18 protein-coding genes are annotated in these 21,859 nt (G+C 27.7%); 6 read left to right on the top strand and 12 right to left on the bottom strand.

Going from position 1 to position 21,859, the window contains the following annotated elements; translation table 11 throughout:
- Window positions 1-38: 38 nt before the first annotated feature.
- Window positions 39-626, bottom strand: a complete 588-nt coding sequence (locus ACTG44_RS05400) for a LysE family transporter (RefSeq protein ID WP_479918336.1) — start codon at window positions 624-626, stop codon at window positions 39-41.
- A gap of 106 nt (window positions 627-732) precedes the next feature.
- On the opposite strand from ACTG44_RS05400, the gene ACTG44_RS05395 reads away from it, so the two are divergent.
- Together ACTG44_RS05395 and ACTG44_RS05390 are read left to right on the top strand one after the other, a co-directional pair.
- On the top strand, window positions 733-1,620 hold the full coding sequence (locus ACTG44_RS05395) for a LysR family transcriptional regulator (protein ID WP_021383775.1): 888 nt from the start codon (window positions 733-735) through the stop codon (window positions 1,618-1,620).
- A gap of 98 nt (window positions 1,621-1,718) precedes the next feature.
- Window positions 1,719-3,257: an amidase family protein gene (locus ACTG44_RS05390; RefSeq protein WP_479918335.1), complete on the top strand. Its 1,539-nt coding sequence runs from the start codon at window positions 1,719-1,721 to the stop codon at window positions 3,255-3,257.
- A gap of 233 nt (window positions 3,258-3,490) precedes the next feature.
- On the opposite strand, the gene ACTG44_RS05385 is transcribed toward ACTG44_RS05390, so the two are convergent.
- Complete coding sequence (locus ACTG44_RS05385) at window positions 3,491-5,353, bottom strand: ABC transporter ATP-binding protein (protein ID WP_479921434.1); 1,863 nt, start codon at window positions 5,351-5,353, stop codon at window positions 3,491-3,493.
- A gap of 35 nt (window positions 5,354-5,388) precedes the next feature.
- Window positions 5,389-7,116: an ABC transporter ATP-binding protein gene (locus ACTG44_RS05380; protein ID WP_479921433.1), complete on the bottom strand. Its 1,728-nt coding sequence runs from the start codon at window positions 7,114-7,116 to the stop codon at window positions 5,389-5,391.
- Between the two features lie 72 nt (window positions 7,117-7,188).
- Here ACTG44_RS05380 and ACTG44_RS05375 point away from each other — a divergent pair, with 72 nt between their 5' ends.
- Both ACTG44_RS05375 and ACTG44_RS05370 read left to right on the top strand, forming a co-directional pair.
- Window positions 7,189-8,019, top strand: a complete 831-nt coding sequence (locus tag ACTG44_RS05375) for a MerR family transcriptional regulator (RefSeq protein ID WP_479918332.1) — start codon at window positions 7,189-7,191, stop codon at window positions 8,017-8,019.
- A gap of 16 nt (window positions 8,020-8,035) precedes the next feature.
- Window positions 8,036-9,013, top strand: coding sequence for a CPBP family intramembrane glutamic endopeptidase (locus ACTG44_RS05370; protein WP_479918331.1), 978 nt, complete (start codon window positions 8,036-8,038; stop codon window positions 9,011-9,013).
- 207 nt (window positions 9,014-9,220) lie between these two features.
- Here the strand turns inward: ACTG44_RS05370 and ACTG44_RS05365 are convergent, their stop codons facing one another.
- Together ACTG44_RS05365 and ACTG44_RS05360 are read right to left on the bottom strand one after the other, a co-directional pair.
- Window positions 9,221-9,844 carry a hypothetical protein gene (locus ACTG44_RS05365; RefSeq protein WP_479918330.1) on the bottom strand — a complete coding sequence of 208 codons (624 nt, stop codon included), beginning with the start codon at window positions 9,842-9,844 and terminating at the stop codon, window positions 9,221-9,223.
- A gap of 54 nt (window positions 9,845-9,898) precedes the next feature.
- Complete coding sequence (locus ACTG44_RS05360; RefSeq protein WP_021383780.1) at window positions 9,899-10,978, bottom strand: amidohydrolase family protein; 1,080 nt, start codon at window positions 10,976-10,978, stop codon at window positions 9,899-9,901.
- Window positions 10,979-11,183: 205 nt separating this feature from the next.
- On the opposite strand from ACTG44_RS05360, the gene ACTG44_RS05355 reads away from it, so the two are divergent.
- On the top strand, window positions 11,184-12,740 hold the full coding sequence (locus tag ACTG44_RS05355) for a PucR family transcriptional regulator (RefSeq protein ID WP_479921432.1): 1,557 nt from the start codon (window positions 11,184-11,186) through the stop codon (window positions 12,738-12,740).
- Between the two features lie 72 nt (window positions 12,741-12,812).
- Window positions 12,813-13,895 (top strand): immunity protein Imm33 domain-containing protein, encoded by a 1,083-nt coding sequence (locus ACTG44_RS05350; protein WP_479919969.1) that lies wholly within the window; start codon window positions 12,813-12,815, stop codon window positions 13,893-13,895.
- Window positions 13,896-14,084: 189 nt separating this feature from the next.
- Here the strand turns inward: ACTG44_RS05350 and ACTG44_RS05345 are convergent, their stop codons facing one another.
- From ACTG44_RS05345 to ACTG44_RS05315, 7 genes are all read right to left on the bottom strand, one after another.
- A complete protein-coding gene (locus ACTG44_RS05345; RefSeq protein ID WP_479921431.1) occupies window positions 14,085-15,698 on the bottom strand; it encodes a sensor domain-containing diguanylate cyclase in 1,614 nt (537 codons plus the stop codon).
- Between the two features lie 217 nt (window positions 15,699-15,915).
- On the bottom strand, window positions 15,916-17,403 hold the full coding sequence (locus tag ACTG44_RS05340) for a HAMP domain-containing sensor histidine kinase (protein ID WP_479921430.1): 1,488 nt from the start codon (window positions 17,401-17,403) through the stop codon (window positions 15,916-15,918).
- Complete coding sequence (locus ACTG44_RS05335; RefSeq protein ID WP_021383749.1) at window positions 17,393-18,109, bottom strand: response regulator transcription factor; 717 nt, start codon at window positions 18,107-18,109, stop codon at window positions 17,393-17,395. The genes ACTG44_RS05340 and ACTG44_RS05335 overlap by 11 nt, the downstream gene beginning before the upstream one ends.
- Before the next feature lie 575 nt (window positions 18,110-18,684).
- A complete protein-coding gene (locus ACTG44_RS05330) occupies window positions 18,685-18,924 on the bottom strand; it encodes a hypothetical protein (RefSeq protein ID WP_479921429.1) in 240 nt (79 codons plus the stop codon).
- Window positions 18,925-19,099: 175 nt separating this feature from the next.
- The gene (gene nagB, locus ACTG44_RS05325) at window positions 19,100-19,849 is read right to left on the bottom strand and encodes a glucosamine-6-phosphate deaminase (protein WP_479918325.1); all 750 of its coding nucleotides are present in this window, start codon (window positions 19,847-19,849) and stop codon (window positions 19,100-19,102) included.
- Between the two features lie 98 nt (window positions 19,850-19,947).
- Entirely contained in the window at window positions 19,948-21,081 is a 1,134-nt protein-coding gene (gene nagA / locus ACTG44_RS05320) for an N-acetylglucosamine-6-phosphate deacetylase (RefSeq protein WP_479921428.1), read from the bottom strand.
- A 9-nt stretch (window positions 21,082-21,090) separates the two neighbouring features.
- Window positions 21,091-21,825 (bottom strand): GntR family transcriptional regulator, encoded by a 735-nt coding sequence (locus ACTG44_RS05315; RefSeq protein WP_479921427.1) that lies wholly within the window; start codon window positions 21,823-21,825, stop codon window positions 21,091-21,093.
- Between the last annotated feature and the right edge of the window lie 34 nt (window positions 21,826-21,859).

The raw sequence follows: 21,859 nt of genomic DNA, 5'->3' as shown, positions 1-21,859 counted from the left end.
AAATAATTAAATTTATATATTTCTACCTATATGCTCAGTTATGTTAAAATTAGTTTTACTGCACTCCAAATAAGTACTAGTGCCATAATGATATTAATTACTTTGTAATGTTTGTTTATATATTTTTGTAAAATACCTCCTGCTAGAGCCCATGTCAAAGTCCCAGATATGCCCACAATACTATTACAAACTGCTGCTGATAATAAATATTCAACTGACTGTGACACAGGTATTACATACCCTGTATATACAGTAATAGCAAATATTATAATTTTTACATTAACAAACTGCAAAATAAATCCAGTCCAAAAGGATTCTTTCTTCACATCACTATCCTTGTTTGGTTTGCTCTTAGCTACTTGTATTGCTAACCAAATAATATAAAGTGCTCCTATGTACTTCATAATACCAGTAATCATTGGTATAAACTTTGATAATTCAAGGCATCCAAGAGCACATATGAACATAATACACATAAATCCCATGCCAATTCCTATAACTACTGACTTCCCTTTTTTCCATCCATTAGTACTAATCGTATTTAACGCAAGGATATTATTAGGTCCTGGTGTAAAACCTGTAACAAATGCGTATGGTAAAAAAGATAATAAAACTTCACTCAACACTTGCAATCACTCTCCTTTTATATTATAATACTATAAATTAAACCATAAAAAAAATCGAAATATTTAAATTTATACTTCAATTATATTGAATGAAATGAGGTTAAATATGTATCTTAAATACCTACAAACTTTTAAAACTATAATAGAAGAAGGCAGTTTTTCTAAAGCAGCAAATAAGCTCAATTACACACAATCAACAATAACATTTCAAGTACAACAGCTAGAACAAGAACTATCTACACATTTATTTGAAAAAATAGGAAGAAAAATGGTTCTAACTAAAGCTGGTAAAAATCTAATACCTTATGTGGATGATGTTCTATGTTCTGTTGATAAAATGAAGAATTTTGGTACTGACTTATCTGAGTTACGTGGTGATTTGCATATAGCAATGGGAGAAACTCTTATTTGTTATAAAATGCCTTCTATCTTAAAACAATTTCATGAAATGGCACCAAATGCACGACTATTTCTTCGCTCAATGAATTGCTATGATATTAGAAATTCTTTGCTTGCAGGAAGTATTGATTTAGGAATATTTTATAAAGATATTGGAGGCTTAGGAAATTCTATTTCTACCTATACTGTTGGAGAATCACCTTTAACACTAGTTGCATCACCAAAAGTAAAAAAACAATTCCCTGATTTTATTACTCCAAACCAAGAATTAAATATTCCTTTCATAATAGATGAACCAGCATGCATTTTTAGACAGATGTTTGAATCATATTTAAATGAAAAGAATATTATTCTAGACCATACGATTGAACTTTGGAGTATACCTACTATTAAAAATTTAGTCAAAAATGATATGGGAATATCATATCTCCCTACGTTTGCAGTAGAAGATGATTTGAAAACAGGAGAACTATGTGCAATAGATACAGAGTTAGATGATAAGAGTATTGTTTCAGTATGTGGTCATCATAAAAATAAGTGGATTAGTCCACTTATGCAATTATTTATTGATTTAGTTGTTGCAAATGAAAAATAGAGCTTGTGAATTCTATTTATATATATTGGTATTTAAATTGATAAATAGTAACTTATATTAATAAACAATTAAAGTAGATACAGTTTAGGAGGTAGAACATGAAAAAAAAGATTATTATTGGAATAACCATATTTATTTCAAGTCTTTTAATTTGTGCATATGTATACATTAAAAACGTTATTCCACCTGGAGAAGAATGGATTTCTTATCAAAATGATAAGATAATTAAATCTATCAATCAGCAATTGAGTAAATTAGATATAGATAGTATAATGGCAAATAAAGAAAAATATGTAGTTGAAAAAAATATTGATGAAATCCAAAAATCAGTAGAAAATGGACTAATAACTTATGAGGAAATTACAGCAATATATCTTTATAGAATTAAAATGATAGACCAAATTAAACATGGATATAATTCCGTGGTAGAAGTAAATCCAGGTGCAATTGCTGATGCCAGAACTATGGATTCAGAGAGATTAAAATTGTCTTCACAAGATAAAATAATACCTTCTCCACTTTTTGGTATTCCTGTCATGTTAAAGGATAATATTAATACCTCTAATATGCCGACAAGTTCAGGTACTGTTGCCTTTGCAGATTTTATTCCTAATGAAGATGCTAATTTAGTAAAGGATTTGAAAAAACAAGGTGCTATTATATTGGGAAAAAATAATCTGTCTGAATTCGCAAATTATATTTCAGGAATAATGCCTAGCGGATATAGTGGTAAAAAAGGTCAGACAGTTAATCCTTTTGGCCCTTTAAAGATATCTCCATCTGGTTCTAGTAGTGGTAGCGCTGTCTCTGTTACCGCAAATATAGTTCCAATCTCCATAGGAACAGAAACAGATGGTTCCATTGTTGCTCCAGCCTCAGCAAATTCAGTGGTGGGATTTAAACCATCTAGAGACAAAATATCTAGTGATGGAATTATGCCACTAGTCAAAAAAATTGACACAGCTGGTCCAATAGGAAAAACAGTACAAGATGTAGCGATTGCTTATAATGCAATTTCAAATGAAAATATATCATTGGACTTTGATATTAACTCACTGAAGGGTATGAAGATTGGGTTATTAAGCTATGAGTATAATGATGAAAAAATGCTAAAAAATCTAAATCAAGAATTAGAAAAAATGAATGTCACTGTTGTGCCTATTAGTCTCAACGAAGAAGGAATTGGCATAATAAATACTATCAATTTATCCTTTAAAAAAGACTTTGAAGACTTTGCTGATAAGTATAATATGCCGATAACAAAATTAAATGCCTTAATTGAATTTAATAACGCTGACTCCAAAAGAAGAATTAAATATGGCCAAGACTTATTGGAAGAAGCTAATCAAGTAGAAAAAAGTAATATGAATAAAATAGATGATTCAATCCAGAAAGCGAAATCAGTCCTTAATAAAACTTTTAAAGAAAAAAACTTGGACGTTATTGTTTTTTTAGATAGCTCTGGTTCTACAATGGCATCAGCATCAGGATATCCTGAATTAAATGTACCATTTGGATTGGACGAAAAGGGAGCTCCTATTGGAGTTACGTTTATGACACTGTATGGTGAAGATAAAAAAGTCTTAGATATTGGATATAGCTTTGAAAAAAATATTAGAGGAAGATTAACTCCATAAAAGAGTTTTTAATATAATTAATACATTATAAATGTGAATGTAAATATTAGATTTAAATAAAACTGACTAAGCAATATTTTTTAATTAAGATTCAACATATATACTTAGAATCAAAATAGAGATAATAAAATTACTTTTAATTATCGGAGTAATTTTTATTATCTCTATTTTTCTTGTAATACAATTCTTAATATCCTAATTATATATAAAATCTTATATTATAATATTATTAATTATACAACTTCTTCATCATATTCACTTGAAAATTGACTATTATAAAGTTCTTCATAAAATCCTTTATTTTCAATAAGTTCCTTATGATTTCCTTGTTCGATAATATTACCTTCTTTCATTACTAATATTAAATCTGCATCACGAATAGTTGATAATCTATGTGCAATAACAAAGCTAGTTCTTCCCTTCATCAAGTTGTTCATTGCCTTTTGAATCTCAACCTCTGTTCTGGTATCAACACTAGAGGTTGCTTCATCAAGAATTAACACTGACGGGTCTGAAAGTATTGCCCTGGCAATTGTTAAAAGTTGTTTTTGACCTTGAGACAGATTAGAAGCATCTTCAGTCAATACAGTATCATACCCTTGAGGTAAAGTCCTTATAAAGTGGTCTACTCTTGCTGATTTTGCTGCCTTTACAATCTCATCCATTGTAGCATCTGACTTACTATAAGCAATATTTTCTTTTATACTACCATTAAACAGCCATGTATCTTGAAGAACCATTCCAAACATAGTTCTAAGCTCTCCACGCTTTAAGTCTTTTATATTAACTCCATCAATAGTAATTCTTCCACCTTGTATCTCATAAAACCTCATAAGTAAATTTACAAGAGTTGTCTTCCCAGCTCCTGTAGGTCCAACAATTGCAATTTTATCTCCTGCATTCAATTTAATATTAATATCTTTCATAAGAATAGAATCATCACTATATCCAAATTTAACATGCTCAAATTCTACCTTTCCTTTAGGCATGTTGATAACTTTTGAATCTTCTTTGTCCTTCATCTCTTCCACTTCATCCATAACTGTAAAAACTCTCTCTGCAGATGCAATTGCTGCTTGAAGCATATTTACAATATAAGATATCTCTGTAGTAGGCTCTGATGCTTGATTTACATATTGGATAAATGCCTGTATACTACCAAGAGTCATTGCTCCAGTTGATGCAAATACACCACCCACAACTGCTATAATAACATACCCAATTTGATTTATAAATCTAATAATTGGAGATATAGCATATGATGAAAATTGAGCTTTTCTACTAGCATTATAAAGATTTTGATTTAATTCTTTGAAATTTTCTATAGTATCTTTTTCTTTGCTAAATGCCTTAACTACTATTTGACCAGTAAACATCTCTTCTATATTGCTATTTAATTCTCCTAATGATTTTTGATTTTCTGAAAATCTAGTTTGTGATTTTCTTGCAATTATAACAGTAATACCTAAAGAAACAAGCAAAGTTACAGCTGATACTATTGTAAGTGGTATACTTATGCTTATCATCATTACAATAGAACCAATCACTGTGACCACTGCTGTAATAAGTTGCATTAATCCTTCTTGTAAACTATCTGCTACCTTCTCTAAATCATTTGTAACTATACTAAGTGTTTCCCCTTTTTTGTGAGAATCATAGTATTTAAGCGGAAGTTTATTTAATTTATCACTTAAATCTTTTCTCATGTTAAGAACTAAACTTTGTGCAACACCTGACATAATATATTGTTGTATATATATAAATACTGCACTAATTAAATACAACCCTAGAAGTATTGATATTATACCTCCCATAGTACTAAAATTCACACTGAACTTTGTACCTGTTTGAACTGCAGTTTTAATCCCATTAAATAATTGGTCAATAGCTTTTCCCATAACCATTGGTGCTAAAACTGTAAGAGCTGAACTTATTAATACTGAAATAAAAATCATTAATAACTTAAATTTTTGTTTTTTCATATATTTCAATAATCTTTTAGTTGTCTTTTTTGCATTTCTAGCTTTTTCTGCTGACATACCATCTTCAAAGCTAAGTACTTCTACATCTTGTTTTTCTGTTATTTTTTCACTCATATTACACCTCCAAATACACAGATTGATTCTTCACTCTATGCAAGTTCTTCTTTACTAAGCTGTGAATCTGCGATTTGCTTATAAACTTCACAATTTTCAAGTAACTCTTTATGTTTTCCTATACCTACAATTTCTCCATCATTCAAAACTATAATCTGATTAGCATCCATAATTGTACTTATACGCTGTGCTATAATTATAGCTGATGAATCTTTAATTTCATTCTTTAATGCTTTTCTAAGCCTTTTATCTGTCTTGAAATCTAATGCAGAAAAACTATCATCAAAAACATATACTTCTGGTTTTCTAACTAATGCCCTTGCAATAGATATTCTCTGTTTCTGACCACCAGATAAGTTATTTCCACCTTGTGCTACAAATGAATCATACTTATCTTCCATATCAGAAATAAACTCATCAGCTTGGGCTATACTTGCAGCATGCTTTACTTCTTCAATACTTGCATCTTCTTTTCCATATCTTATATTTTCTTCTATTGTCCCACTAAATAAAAAGGCTTTTTGTGGTACAAATCCAATCTTATCTCTAAGCTCTTTTTGAGGCATGTTCTTAATATCTTGACCATTTATAGATATTTCTCCAGATTGAATTTCAAAAAAACGTGGTATTATATTTGCAATAGTAGATTTACCAGAACCAGTGCTTCCTATAATTGCAGTTACTTCTCCAGATTTTGCTTCAAATGTTATATTGTTTAAAACAGGTTCCTCCGACTGGGAATATGAAAAAGTTACGTTTTTAAATACTAAATGACCTCTTTCTGAAGTAATATCCTTATATCCATTTCCATCTACAATTTCAGGTTCTATATCTAAGATTTGATTTACTCTATCTGCACAAGCTCCTGCTCTAGGTATGTACATAAATACCATTACTCCCATAATTAAATAAAATAATATTAGGATACAATATTCAACTAGTGCCATTATATGACCTATCTCCATATTTCCATTGCTTACTCTCATACCACCAAACCAAATTATACTCACTATACCTAAGTTCATTATTAACATTACAACAGGCATAAGTACTGCAAATATTTTATTTATTGAAATTGCCGTTTCAGAATAATCTATTGCAGTTCTATCAAATCTCTTTTTTTCAAAACGACTTCTATCAAAAGCTCTTATAACTCTTACTCCAGTTACTACTTCACGTAATACTCTATTCATATTATCCATCTTTATTTGCATCATTTTAAACAATCGGATAACTTTTTTACCAACCAAAAATGCAGATAACATGAATAGAAACATTACTGTAACAATAATAATTGTCATTACTTTATCTATAGAATATGCTAAGAATAAACCAGAAACCGTTATAATTGGTGCTGGTAATACCAATTGAATAAACATAAACAAAGATTGACCTATTAAAGTAATATCACTAGTACTCCTAGTAATCATTGAAGCTGTACCTATCTTATTAAAATCATTTATTGATAAATCTTGTGATTTTATAAATACTGCTTCTCTAATATCTCTACAAAATCCAGATGAGAGATTTGATGATACTTTGCAAACTAAAACAGCTGATAAAGCTGTTATACCTGCTGCTATCAACATAATTAGACCTGTCTTTACAATATAATCTACGTCCCCCTTTACTACACCATTATTTACTATATTTGCTGTAAGTGTTGGTATATATAAAGTTCCAAGAGTTTGTAAAAATGTAAACATCAGCACTGTAACAATTAAAACTCTATATGGTTTTAAAAAACGAATTAATTTTTTCATACAATCACACTCCTTTATAGAATATTATGATAAACTATACTGTAACAGGATAGTCAAGGAGGAATTTTAATTATGAGTCAAATTTCGAAAAATTATTTCACAACTGGAGAATTTGCAAAGATTTGTGGAGTCAATAAAAAGACGCTTTTTCATTATGATGATATAGGTCTTTTCTCTCCAGAGTTAAAGAAGGAAAACGGATATAGATACTACTCATACCATCAACTCAGTATTTTTGGTATAATTTCTTCACTTAAGGAAATTAAAATGCCTTTAAAAGAAATTAAAACTTATATAGATAAACGAACTCCTAATTTACTAGTTGAACTTTTAGAAAAGAAAACTATTGATATTAATAATGAAATTGAAAAACTGAATAATATTAAGGCTTTAATGGAGTCTACTATTTCATTTACTAAAAAGGCCTGTAATATAGATGCAAATACGATTATTTTAGAAGAACATGAGGAAGAATACTTAGTCAAAACGCCTCTTACTTCTAAAGAACCCTTTCTTGGAGACGATGATGAAAACTTTTTATATGAATGTATTAACTTTATGGATAACTATGATTTAGGTGATGATGGTATGATTGGTTCAATCATTAAAGGCGAAGATATAATGAATAGAGATTTTGAGTCATATTCATATTTATTTACAAAAGTTAATAAAGACTATAAGAAATATCCTACATCAATCAAACCAAAAGGGCTTTATGTAACTGCTTACCATAAAGGAGGTTATGAAACTATTAATAAAACTTATGAAAAACTCTTAGAATTTTTTAATCAGAATAATTTATATATGGGAGATTTTGTTTATGAAGAGTATCTCCTATATGACATAAGTGTACGAGATTCTAATGAATATCTAACTCAAATCTCAGCAGAAGTTAAAATGTAAAGGGAGATAAATTATTATGATAAAAAGTAATATAGCTGAGAAAAACAATGATAAAAAAATAAATAGTATAGAAGTCGCAATATTTTTTATAGTCACTTATGGTATATCACTATTATTTGGAATCCCTCTCTACTTTAAAGAATATATGAACCCAGAAATAATGGTAATATTTATGACTATACTACCAGCATCAGGAGTTTCAATAGCAAGAATTTATAGATATAAGAAAAGTGATAAACATATCATACTTAATTATGTCATAATAGCTGACTTTTTATTATCTTTATCTCTAGTTACTTTAAAAACATTTCGAATAATAGATGATGAAACTATAAACCTAGGGATAGGTATTTTAGTTTTATTTGCTGGTATTACAACTATATGTTATGTATGTATAGAAGGTAAAGAACTTTATCCATTTAAAAACGAAAAAAAATCTATTAAATATATTTTTATTTTTATAATAGTAATTAATTTAAGTAAATTTATAATGTTAGGATGTAAGGATATTAATTTTATTAATTTATTTATGAGCATATTTTCCATTATTCCTTATCTCGCAACCCAAAGTATTCTTTTTTTTGGTGAAGAATATGGATGGAGAGGATTTCTTCAAGAAAAAATGCAGATAAAGTTTGGTAAACGAATAGGAGTTATTTTATTGGGGGTTATATGGGAGCTATGGCACATACCTTTATGGTTTACAGTTTATCATGTAGACGGTTTAGGCATATTACTTAGATTATTTTTTGTAATTAGTATTTCTATATTTTTAGGCTATGTTTATATGAAAACTAAAAATATATGGGCATGTATTGTAATTCATTTAATTAATAATACAGTTTTTTTAGATGCTGATTTGAATAATATCTTTTTAAATTTTAATTCTTCAAATCTTAATTCAAATATTATATTAGGTTGTTTAATTTTTTCTGTACTCCTTTCATTATTTATTTTTACTAAAGAGTACAAAAAAGAATATAAAAAGGAGTAACAAAAATAGCAAATTAAATAAATTTTTTATAGAGTATTATCTTAAATATACAAAGTTTATTTAAAAAGAGGCTGTCTCAAAAGAGAGATAAGTCTCTTTTTCATTGTTGAAATGATAAAAATATATTTGATTTCATACAAAGAAGAGTGCCTCATAAACTAAAAAGTTCATTTTGAGACACCCCCCTTTATTTATATTTAAAACAATCTAAATTCTAGAGTTCTCTAATAGCCATTTTTCTGCATCTTTATAAAGTCTATCAACCTTTTCTGGTCTATCTATTCCAGGAAGTTCTTGATTTATTTTATATCCATCCTTACTAAGCATATAAGAAAGACTTGCATATGAAGGTCTATAATCCTGTATGTCTTTCTTAGAAGTTTTGACATCTCCATCCTGATAAACAGGTAAAATTATATCTTTTTCATATATAGCATCCATAGATATTATATACCATATATCATCTATCTTTTGAGTCTTATACAAAAACTTGACATCTGACTGAAGTTCAACTAAATTTCCATCAATTTCATTTCTAATATGAATAGCCCCCATTGTGATTGATACTGCCTTATTATTATTTATCCAAACTAATGTATCACAAATTTTATGTGGTGCATAAGATTTCATCTTACTTGATTCTTCTACAAACCCTTTTCCACTACCTTGATACCAAGATATTGAAACAGTAGATTCCTTTGCAAAGCATTTTTTCATTTCATCCCATAATGCATTATCCCTACAAAATCTCTCAAATTCTATAAGTTCTTTTACACTATTTTTATCTACTATATCTTGCATAGAATTCTTTCCTGGTCTACTTAATAACATGTTCTCAATCTCCTTTAACATAAATTTCTTTTATTTTTAACACTACTCAGTTTACTATCTTACTTTATTGCCTTTTATCCATACACCTTTTATATTTCTAGTTGCTGTTATATCTTTAATTGGGTCACCTTCAACCATTACTAAATCAGCTCTTTTTCCTTCTTTTATTAATCCACGGTCATTAAGACCTAATAGTTTTGCTGGCAAACTTGTTGCACTCTCAAGTACCTCAATTGTATTAAGACCTGCCTTAACTAATAATTCAAATTCACGATGAAGGGACTCCCCATGTTTCACTATACTAACAGAATTCTCATCATTATTTGCATCAGTTCCAGCTAATATCACCACTCCAGCTTTTTTCAATGTAGCTGTATTTTCTATTGCTGTTTCTAACCTAACCTCTTCTCTTCCTGTAGCTTTTTTTATATTTGATATTATACTTTCCATCATAACTATAGTTGGAATTGATATAAGATTTTTCTCTTTTATCCTTTTTACTACATCATCAGATAATTTCCCTATAAAAGGAATATGATTTATTACATCAACATTTGCTTTTTCTGCATATTCATAAGCTATAGTTGTAGGTGCATGAGCAAATACTTTTTTCCCATTTTCATGAGATATTTCAACTACTCTTTTTATTGTCTCAAAATCAAAAGCTATTTTAGATGCTTTTGGGTCTTCTATTATAATTTTTACGAAATCTGCTCCTTGTTTAATTTGTTTCTTAGCAAAATGTTCAGCATCTTTAATAGTATGTATTTTACTATCTTTAAACCCCATGCCCATAAGATGAGGGTGTGATGCTGGTGCAACAGGTTCATATACACTACGAATATCTGTTAGTCCATCTATATTTCTTAAAGATTCTACTATCTCTTTGCTATTAGTTGCCATATCAAGCATAGTAGTTATCCCCCAGTTAGTTGCATCCTCCAAGTTTTTTATACTATCTAAATGAACATGAGAATCAATAAATCCTGGAAGTAAGGTACATCCTTCCCCATCTATAATAATATCAGCAGTTGTTTTTGATGATATTACTCCATCTTCTATTACAATACTCTTTTGTTTTGAAAGTTTTTCTCCATCAAATATTTTAATATTTGTAATTTTAGTTATTGCCATACTCCACACTCCCTTTATTTTTATTTACTAAAAACCTTATTCTTATTTAATTAAAATTTTTTACTTTGATGCTTTCTTAGTTTATATAACTAATTATATATAAATTAATTTGCTTAAACTATGTGTTAGAATCTAAACTTTGATGTAAAATATACTATATCTATTGTGTTATAGTACAATCAGATATAATAAGAGGAGGTTTCCCATGAAATTAGTATATTTAATGAAAGGTATATCTCAATATATCTCAGTATTAAAGCCATTTCTAGATGAATATATAGATATCACTAGCTTAAATATTTATAAAAATAATCAAACTGAATTTAATACTGGATGTTTATATTTAGGAAATATAACAGATATTTCTGTAGATTTGACCAATATGAATTTTTTAGGTATCTTTATACAAAATGAAGTTAACATTGATTTAGAAAGATATAATTTAAACCCAAATATTTGTATCATAAAATCTAAAAAAGAAAAGTATGACCTTTTTGGTGAATTGTTAAATATCATGAATCAAGAAGTACATCTTAGTTTATGTTCTCAAAAGTTTTTTGATGTAGTTTCTGAGAATAAAGGCATACAATATTTAATCGACATAGCACATGAAGAATTCGGCTATCCTATAATAATTCGTGACTCTAGCTTCAAAGTTTTAGCTTATTCTTATGATGTCAGTGATATATTACAACTTACTGAGGATTCTAATGGAGATAAATATTTAGACGAAGAAACTATAAATTACATAAAATATCAAAATATCCATAAAAAAATACATTATAATAAATCTACTAAAGATGAAAATAAACCAGATAACTGGCTTGGAACATTAGTCTCATCCGTATGTGTAGAAGAAATTGAAGTAGCTCATATAGCTATCTGTGAATGGAAAAAACCACTTAATGAGTTTCACTTTAAATTATTAGAATCACTTAATAAAGCTTTATCTCTAGAACTACAAAAAAATAATTTGTTTAATATAGATAAAAAACTTATTCCTAATTATATACTTTCTGATTTGTTGGAAAAAAAGTACCTAGATGATGATACTATAAGCAAAAGATTCCATTATTTAAATTGGACTAAGTCAAATTCATTAAATATAATGGTAATAGTAAACAAAGATAACAATTATTTTGATAGTAAAGTTCCTTTTATCATGCAATCTTTAAGTGCATTTATACCATCTAATAACTGTGTAGTACATAAATCTGCTTTAGTCGTTTTTATTAATGATTCTTTAATTCATAATTTAATTGACAATGAGAATAAAGAATTTATTAATTACTTAAAACTAAATTCACTTTATGCTGGAATAAGTTCAAGATTTTCAAAGCTATCTGATAGTTGGAAGTATTATATTCAAGCTAAAAGAGCTAGTGAAATTGCTCAAAAATATGATATAAACTTTTCTCCATTTGGGAAAAGCATACCATATATACTCTACGAGCTACTTAGTACTAATTATGATTTATATGACCTCAATCATCCAGCTGTAACCAAACTAATTGAAGAATATAAAAAAAATGGTTGTAATTTATTAGAGACCTTAAAACAATATATATACTTTAATAATTCACCAAGCAAGGCTGCTAAAATCTTAAATATTCATAGAAATACTCTGTTTTATAGAATTAATAAGATAAAAGAAATCACAGGTATTACACTAGACTATGCTGATGAAATACTTCAGATTTATATTTCTATAAAAATGATTGAAATTAACTCAAGAAATAAAAGCTATGAAACACATAATTAAACTATATACTTTATAGCTTTTATTTTTTATATGTATGTGCTTTTACAAATATAAAAAGTAAGGAGAATTTATATGAAATTATCTAGTAAAAAGGAACAAAATGTCGAAAACTCAGAAATGAAACAGTATATAACTGGAGCAGGAGGTTGTATTGTCAGTAAATCAATTCTCAATGGAACATCAAAATTGAAGTGGCTTTTTAGAGAAGACAGTGAATTTGGAAATGGATGGATTGCTTTTGGAGATACAGATACACAGGAGTATGTTGATAATCCTAAAAACATGACAATTGTAGATTTCAATACTCTTGTTAATATTGAACCAACTACTTTAAATATTTTTTATATGCCTATAGGAACAGACCTAGAATTTCGCTCTGATAAAAGTGGAAAATATTTTATTGACACAAACACAAGGAAAGAAATTAGAGAACCAGTTAAGCATCCTGCACAAATAGCCTTTGAAAAAAACCTAAAATTTTTAAATCAGGAAAATTATCCAATAGAATTTTTTAAAAGCTTGTTTCAAAAAAGTGACAAACTTGAACCATTTATCGTGGGGGAAACAGATTTTCCAAGCGGAGAAGTTGTCCTTGCAGACCCTCTTGCATATTTAGGGAGTGAGTATGAAACTTGTTTAGAAAGAAAAATACCAGTTGGAAGTTATTCTGTAGAAATATCTATTTGTCATTCTAAAATTGCTGGACTTAGAATTGCAGCAGCTAGATTAATTATTAGTGACAAGCAACCTATTACATATGAAATTGCTATGCCAAAAGGAAAAGGAATCGAAGACTTTGGAAAAGCAGGAGCATGGACTTTTTTTGGTGTGGATACAGGATTAGCTTGCTTTTCAGACGCAAAAGTTGCAAAGGAATATGCTAGTTTTACAACAAAATGGCAAAATGAAAATCCAGATAAAAATAAATATCATGATTATTTTTCAGCACTTTTTAAAAAAAGCTATGAAATGTATCCAAACATCCAGAATAAAGATGGCAATTTCTTGATTTGGCAATTGCCACAAACACCCTATAGATTAATTATGTTAACAAGTGGCATGGGTGATGGTATTTACAGTGGATATTGGGGACTTGATGCATATGGAGAGGTCACAGAACTCATAATACCATTTATGAATCCAATATATTTTTAAGCTATAAAACTTATTGTCGATTTAGGTTTACTAAATAATCTCCTTTTAAAATACATAATACTTAGTTGAATAGAAAAGTAAGGCTATGCTTTTTATGACCATAGCCTTGCTAATAAATGTTTATAAATTCAGCTACATGAGCCAACTTTTTAATAATTTATCTATATACTTAAACTATATATTCTAAATTCACTGTATATATAGTTCTTCCTCAAACAAACAATAAGAATTCTTACCAGATGCTTTTACATTATAAAGTGCTCTATCTGCATTTTTGAACAATTCTATAAATGAATTTCCATTTTGGGGATATCTTGCAATACCTATACTAACAGAAGCCTCAAAACTAAAACTTAAGTCATTATAATTATCATAAAGAACTCTGTTTAATTCTTTTGCTTTTTTATGCAAGTTTACTTCTGAATGATAATCTTGCATATATACTACGAATTCATCACCACCAATTCTTCCAACTAAATCTTCATTACCAAAACTGGCTTGTATCTTCTCAGCAAAAGTTTTTAACACAAAATCGCCAAATGGATGCCCGAAATTATCATTTATTTCTTTAAAATCGTCTAAATCAATAATGAATAATGCATCTTTCTTGTTATTTTTATTTGTAGATATAACTTCTTCTACTAGTTTTTCAAATGTACCTTTATTATATATATTTGTCAATGAATCACTTTCTGCTCTAGTTTTTAACTCTTCATATTTTTTTATATCACTATCTACATCTACAATCACGCCTACAACCTTTAAAAGTTTATTTTCATCATCAAAAATCTTTGTTACTGATGTTCTACACCAAATGTATTCGCCATTAGATTTTTTTAAACGATATATTACTTGATTATGTTTGTCATTTTCTTTAATACTTTCAAGAAAATCTTCAAATACACTGTAATCTTTACGATGAACTAATTCTTTATCTCTAATCTCTTTTAAAAGATTTTCACATTTACTGCTATATCCAAATTTTTCAGTCCAGGCCTGAGATACAAATGATTTATCTTCTTTAAGATTCCATTCAAAGACAACAGAGTCAGTCTGTTCAACAATAATCTTATAACGTTCATTACTAAGTCTTAATTCTTCCTTATGAATTATTTCTTGCTCAAGTATTTCATACTTCATAGATAATTTAGTTTTATCTATAATAGATTTAAATAGATAAAATACAATAAAATTAATATATAAAATACCAATACTTGATATTAAATTTAGAAATTTTAAACTTTCAGAACTAAAGAACTTGTTTATATCAAATATAGAAATAGCTAGAAATAAACTAAATAAAGGTATTGCAAGTAAAATAATCCAATACTTTATTGGCATATCTGAATGTACATCTTTTTTAAATAAACAAACAATCTTACATATAAATAAAAAAACGATTTTAGATAAAATTGTGGCTAATACTCTTATACCATTGTTTTCAAACATTATTTCAAATCCTTCTTTTATAAATAAGACAAAAATACTTGTAACCACAATTTCTGATAATATAAAGAATACATTTAATAAAACAGTAGCAAATAATCGTGTCTGTATATTTCCTTCATATAAAAATGATGCTGAAAAAATAAGAATAAAAATTAAAGGTATTGTGATTGCAGGATTTAAAGTTATTAAATTACAGACTCCTAAGCATATTATAAAACCCAATCTAGCATATCTTATAGCTCTTGTATATCCTTCTTTCTGACCTAAAAAATCTGATAAAAACATATGGACAACAAAAGCTTCAAATATAACAGTTACTAAATTTGTAATATCAAAAAGCAGTTGTTCTTTCATACATATTTTTTATAAAATAAGAAGCTTACTTAAGCTAAATACACTTCAGATTTTACTTTTCCTTTCTGAATATATATTTAAGCATTTACTTTAATTGTCAACTATTATAATATATGTCAGCTTAATATTGTTCTTTTTTCAACAGTATACAATAGATATATGTAAAAAACAACTTCAAATATTGACATATTTTCTTTAATATCTCTTTATATTATCTTTATAACTTAAATACTATAGTAAACTTAGCACCTTTTTTACCATTTTCCGCATATATACGTCCACCATGCTTATTTACAATAGATTTAACTATTGATAATCCAATTCCATGATTACCCCCAACCCCCTTATAAAATCGTTCAAAAATGTGAGGTAAATCTTCTTTATTAATCCCAATTCCATCATCTTCAACTATAACAACTATATTTTTTTGATTATGTTTACATACTATTTTAATTTCGCTCTTAGCGTATCTTAAGGCATTTTCTATAAGGTTCATAAATGCTTTGGATACATTTTTTTCATCACATTCAAATAAAACCATTTCTTCATCAAACTCATAAACAAATCTTATACCTTTATTCATAGCTCTTACATTTTGTCTAGAACCACAGTTTGAAAGTACTTCTCTTAAATCACATTCTACGAGTTCATAATCTTTAGTTATATTATCAATTTTAGATATATATAACAAATCTTCAACCATATCACTCAATCTATCACTTTCTTCAAGAATTATATCACTTGCATGTTTGCTGTCTATTACATTATACTTTATAGCTTCTGTATAACCTTTAATGGACATAAGTGGTGTCCTAAGCTCATGAGAAGCATTTTGGAAAAATATTTTTTGTTCATTATCATACTTATCAAGATATTCAGCACTCTTATTCATAATATTTGAAAGTTCTACCAATTCCTTGTCTGAAAAATCAAAGTAAGTCCTTCTAAAATCACCCTGACCCATTTTTTTTGCAAAACCACATAACTCTTTTATAGGTTTAGCAATTTTTTCAGATAAAACTATAGCTGTAAATATTGCTAATATACCTGCAAAACACATTACAAATATTAATACAATGTTTATCTTTTGGACTAGATTTAAGGTTTTTGATATATCTATAAAAAGAATTAAATACTTATCTTGTTCTCCATATATACTAGTTATTTTTACAGTTGAAATATAATAATCATTACTTCCAGTAGATATGCGTGTATTTTCATCTGAGTTTAAATCCAGTTTTTCATTTTGAATACACTTTTTAATAGATTCCATCTCATCAATATTCTTTAAAAAGTCATCTTCTCTTGTTGGAAATATCAAGTTATACTTTGAATCAACCACCATAGCATCAGCATCTGATTGTGTTTCTGCCATCCTAACTTTATCTTGTACATTTCTCATAAAATTAGATAATGCTTTTGGAGGAAGCTTTCCATCATCTTGAGGAGGCTTAATAGGTCTAAAATTGCTATCCATATGTTCTACTATTTCTGTAGATTTTGTTAGCTCTTCATTTGCAGTTGTTTTTATGTACGTATCAAGCAATATATTAAAAGATACTAATATTATCATAAATACTACAATTATTAAACACAGTATACTCAATAAAATCCTAGTTTTTATGCTCATATTTTTCTTTGAAAATTTTAATTTAAATATAGATTTAATCTTATTTGCTGTATTTTTATCATTTTTATTTTCCATCTGAATTTTTCTCCTTTAATCTAAACCCAAAACCCCAGACAGTTTCTATCAAAATATTTGTATCTAAAATCTTTTTACGTAGTCTTTTAACTGTATCATCAGCAGCTCTTGTCTCAACTTCTATATCATATCCCCATATTTTATTTAATAATTCATCTCTAGAAACTGCCCTGTCTCTATTTTCAAACAGATAAGTTAATAGATTGTATTCATTTGGTGTTAAGTCTATATTGTCACTTTTATTTGTAACGATTTTATTTTTTTTATTTATTGTTATATCACCAAATTTTAATTCCATATCGACAGAATCACCATACTTATCATAATTTTGTTTCTTTTCAAATTCTATCCTTCTAAATATAGACTTTACTCTCATAACTAAAGACATTGGACTAAATGGCTTTGTAAAATAATCATCACTACCCAAAGTTATCCCTGTAATATAATCTATATCTGTATCTCTTGCAGTAAGCATGATTATTGGAACAGTACTCTTCTCACGAAGTTTCGTACATACATCAAAGCCACTTAAACCAGGCATCATTATATCTAGTATTACTAAGTCACACTCTTTTTTATTAAATTGCTCTAAAAGTTCATCCCCTGTTTTAAAATCCATAACATCATGACCTTCATTTTTTAAGAATGTTTTTACCAAATTTCTTATATTATCTTCATCGTCTGCTATATAAATTAACTTATTCATACACTCACTCCCTAATAAACTTTTAATTTAAATTAAATAGTATAAATATATTGATTAAACAATTAAATTCCAATATGTAAGATAAATATTATTTTTTACTATATTTAAATTATATCAGTTTTTTATGGTACATTAGTTTTAAAATTGTTTAGATTTTAAGGCAATTTTAAGGCAAAGACAAATTATTATAGAATTTATTAAATTCAGTGCAAAATGTCATAAAACAATAATCCAATATTTAACTATATTTATTCATTTTTTATCGAAATTGCTATTTAAAAAACTTTTCATTGAATATTCAAACAATTAATATTATAGTTATATTAAATAATACAGTTTACTTCAAGCATAAAAAACATTTATTAATATGCCATACTTAGTCCATTCTCAACTAATTTTATGGATTTCTTAAACTCATTGGCAAAACTAGATTTCAACAGAATAAAACTAGATAAAGTCTTTATGAAAGGAGAATTTAAGATGAAAAAAGCTCTTAGATATTTTTTATTTTTAATTATTCTATTACTCATGTATTTTTTAGCTGTTAAATTAAATTTTGATTACTATCAGCAAATTCATACCAGTTTTACACAAGACTTTAAAAAATTTGTTTTTATTAATTTGATTTCCTCTGGTGGTATTGGTTTATTACTAGGCATTGAATTATTTATTAATGAATATAAAAAAAGTGGTAATTGGTATCTTGATATTCCAAGATTAGTTATTATCTGTATTCCATCTTTTTTTCTAGCATTAATGCCTATGCTAATCTTTATATTTCCAGTTGGAAATATTCCAATTATAGGAAATTTCATTATACTTGACCGAATACCACTGAACATAACAATTTTTAATATCTTACTTGGATACTTCTTGATAACTAGTTTTCGTAAAAAGTAATAACTAAATAATTCAAATAAGAATAGCTGTCTTTAAATAAATTTGATTATTTAAAAGACAGCTATTTTTTACTTAAGTTATATTCTATTCTTATACTAATTTATAATCTTTTGGATTCAGTTTACTTGCTGCTGCTTCATCTACTATAACTATAGTATCCTTGTGAAGTTGAAGTATAGAACCAGGAACTTCTGGAGTTATATCTCCATAAACAGTTTTATATACTGCATCAGCTTTTTCTTCCCCTGAAGCTAAAAGTAATATTTTTTTAGATTTTAATATTGAACCAATTCCCATACTTACAGCCTTTTTAGGAACATCTTCTCTTGATTCAAAGAATCTTGCATTGGCCTCTATTGTAGATTCTGTAAGTTCAACTACATGAGTTCTTTTTGCAAATTTATTATCAGGCTCATTAAAACCTATATGAGCATTACGACCTATTCCAAGTACTTGTACATCTATACCACCGGCTGCATCTATAGAAGCTTCATAATTTATACATTCTTCTTCAATATCATCAGCCATCCCATTTGGTAGATGGGTATTTTCTGGCTTAATATTTACATGATTGAATAAATTCTCTTTCATAAAATAATCATAACTTTGGTCATTAGATACTGGTAACTTATAATATTCATCTAAATTAAAACTAATTACATCTGAAAAATCTACTATATTATCATTATATTTCTTTACTAAATCTCTATACATACCTACTGGTGTGCTTCCTGTAGCTAGTCCCAATATTGAATTTGGTTTTAAAACTATTTGAGCTGCTATCATCTCAGCTGCTTTTTTACTCATTCCATCATAATCTTTGCATACTAATACTCTCATTTTGTTCCTCCTAAATTTTAGCTAAAACTTTAATTGATATAAATTTACTGTTACTTTTTTATGTTACTTTTATCTTCTTTAAATTTTGTTTTTATATATTATATATTTTTATATACTACTTCACCTAAACAAAGAGTCATCTTACAATTCAAATTCTCATCAAATACAGCTATATCTGCATCTTTACCTATTTCTAAACTTCCTTTTTTATCATTTATACCTAAAGACGTTGCTGGATTTAGAGATGCTAAATTAATTGCTTCATTCACCTTAAGATTTGTATTCTCTAAGAAGTTAAATACCATTTTATTTAAAGGCAATACACTTCCAGCTAATGCTCCATTTTCAAGTCTAGCCTCATTACCCTTAACTATGACTTTCTGACCTCCAAGAGCATAATTTCCATCTTCAAGCCCACCAGCCTCTATAGAATCTGTTATTAAAATCAATCTTTCTTTCCCTTTATTATTCAGTATAAATTGAAATAAATCTTTATTTATATGGATTGTATCTGCTATTAATTCACTGTATACATTAGTTGTAAGTGCAGCACCAACAACCCCTGGGTCTCTATGGTTTAAACCAGTCATTGCATTAAACATATGAGTTACATTTGTTACCCCTAAATTTATAGCTTCTTTAGCTTGCTCATAATTTGCATTACTATGACCAATAGACAACACTATATCTGTACATCTTTTTATTTCCCTAGTAAAATCAAAATCAATGTCTTTTTCTGGAGCATAAGTTATAACTTTTATGACATCTTTATATTCTTTGATAAATTCGTATTTTGAATTTATTATAAATTTTTCGTTTTGTGCTCCTTTATAATTTTCATTTATAAAAGGCCCTTCTAAATGTGCTCCTAATACCTGTGCTCCTTCAAGTTTTCTATTTTGAGCTTTTTTAATGACTTCAAGAGCATCATAAACATGTTCTTTATCCATAGTCATTGTAGTTGGAAGAAAAGAAGTCACTCCATGTCTCATTATTGATTTTGAAATTGTTTCAATAGATTCATCAGTCGAATCCATCGTATCTTTTCCCATATTTCCATGTATATGAATATCAATAAGCCCTGGAGATATATACTTTCCATTAGCATCTATAACTTCACAATCTTTTGGTGCACTATCAGTTATATCCATTATTTTTTCATCAAATACTAGTACTTTATTTTCCAATATTTGATTCTTTAATATTATTTTTCCATTAATTAAACATTTCATATTATTCACCTACTCACTCAATACTATTTCATATTGATATTTATCTGTCCTAAATATTGATATGGTATATTCTATTGGATTACCTTCTCTATTATAAGAATTTCTATGGAGCTTAAGAGCTAAAGCGCCTTCTTCGGTCTCTAGAAGCTTACTTTCTTCATCTGAAAGTATTATTGGCTCCATTACTTGCTCAGCTTTTTGTATCTTATAACCATACTTTTCATTTAAAACTCCATATAATGAAGAATTATCTAATATCCCTTTTGTAAGACCTTTACACATTTCTTCTGATAAATATACTATTTCCAATCCAAATGGCTCTCCATCAGTATATCTAAGTCTAACAATCTTATATATATTTGTGGTGTTGTCATTTATTCCAAGCTTTCTTTTAACTAAATCATCAGGTAGTTCCATCTCAAAGGATAATATATCCGTTTTTATGTTTACTCCCTTTTCTTTCATAACATCAGTAAAACCTTTTACATTTGAAAACTGGTATTTCTTTTTTTGCTTTGCAACAAAGGTTCCTTTACCTTGTACTCTATAAAGAAGACCTTCTGTAACTAATCCAACAATAGTTTTATTTACTGTCATACGACTTACATTTTGTATGTTACAAAGTTCTCTCTCTGGTATTATTGCATCACCTTCTTTAAGCTCACCTGTCTCTATCATTTCTCTTATTATTGAACTTAATTGAGTATGCAATGGTATGTTATTAGATTTATCTACTATTTTCATATAATCACCACTTTTCGATATGGTATATACCAAT

The sequence above is a fragment of the Clostridioides sp. LIBA-2809 genome, from assembly GCF_056688965.1.
The sequence above is the reverse complement of the archived record's forward strand: the minus strand, read 5'-3'. Positions and strand labels throughout refer to the sequence as shown.

What these genes read in the sequence shown, in the direction of transcription:
- ACTG44_RS05390 (WP_479918335.1), top strand. Translation starts at nt 1,719, where the DNA reads ATGAAAAAAAAGATTATTATTGGAATAACCATATTTATTTCAAGTCTT.
- ACTG44_RS05355 (WP_479921432.1), top strand. Translation starts at nt 11,184, where the DNA reads ATGAAATTAGTATATTTAATGAAAGGTATATCTCAATATATCTCAGTA.
- ACTG44_RS05315 (WP_479921427.1), bottom strand. Translation starts at nt 21,825, where the DNA reads ATGAAAATAGTAGATAAATCTAATAACATACCATTGCATACTCAATTA.
- ACTG44_RS05370 (WP_479918331.1), top strand. Translation starts at nt 8,036, where the DNA reads ATGATAAAAAGTAATATAGCTGAGAAAAACAATGATAAAAAAATAAAT.
- ACTG44_RS05385 (WP_479921434.1), bottom strand. Translation starts at nt 5,353, where the DNA reads ATGAGTGAAAAAATAACAGAAAAACAAGATGTAGAAGTACTTAGCTTT.
- ACTG44_RS05345 (WP_479921431.1), bottom strand. Translation starts at nt 15,698, where the DNA reads ATGAAAGAACAACTGCTTTTTGATATTACAAATTTAGTAACTGTTATA.
- nagA (WP_479921428.1), bottom strand. Translation starts at nt 21,081, where the DNA reads ATGAAATGTTTAATTAATGGAAAAATAATATTAAAGAATCAAATATTG.
- ACTG44_RS05350 (WP_479919969.1), top strand. Translation starts at nt 12,813, where the DNA reads ATGAAATTATCTAGTAAAAAGGAACAAAATGTCGAAAACTCAGAAATG.
- ACTG44_RS05330 (WP_479921429.1), bottom strand. Translation starts at nt 18,924, where the DNA reads ATGAAATTTCCTATAATTGGAATATTTCCAACTGGAAATATAAAGATT.
- ACTG44_RS05380 (WP_479921433.1), bottom strand. Translation starts at nt 7,116, where the DNA reads ATGAAAAAATTAATTCGTTTTTTAAAACCATATAGAGTTTTAATTGTT.
- ACTG44_RS05340 (WP_479921430.1), bottom strand. Translation starts at nt 17,403, where the DNA reads ATGGAAAATAAAAATGATAAAAATACAGCAAATAAGATTAAATCTATA.
- nagB (WP_479918325.1), bottom strand. Translation starts at nt 19,849, where the DNA reads ATGAGAGTATTAGTATGCAAAGATTATGATGGAATGAGTAAAAAAGCA.
- ACTG44_RS05360 (WP_021383780.1), bottom strand. Translation starts at nt 10,978, where the DNA reads ATGGCAATAACTAAAATTACAAATATTAAAATATTTGATGGAGAAAAA.
- ACTG44_RS05365 (WP_479918330.1), bottom strand. Translation starts at nt 9,844, where the DNA reads ATGTTATTAAGTAGACCAGGAAAGAATTCTATGCAAGATATAGTAGAT.
- ACTG44_RS05375 (WP_479918332.1), top strand. Translation starts at nt 7,189, where the DNA reads ATGAGTCAAATTTCGAAAAATTATTTCACAACTGGAGAATTTGCAAAG.
- ACTG44_RS05395 (WP_021383775.1), top strand. Translation starts at nt 733, where the DNA reads ATGTATCTTAAATACCTACAAACTTTTAAAACTATAATAGAAGAAGGC.
- ACTG44_RS05335 (WP_021383749.1), bottom strand. Translation starts at nt 18,109, where the DNA reads ATGAATAAGTTAATTTATATAGCAGACGATGAAGATAATATAAGAAAT.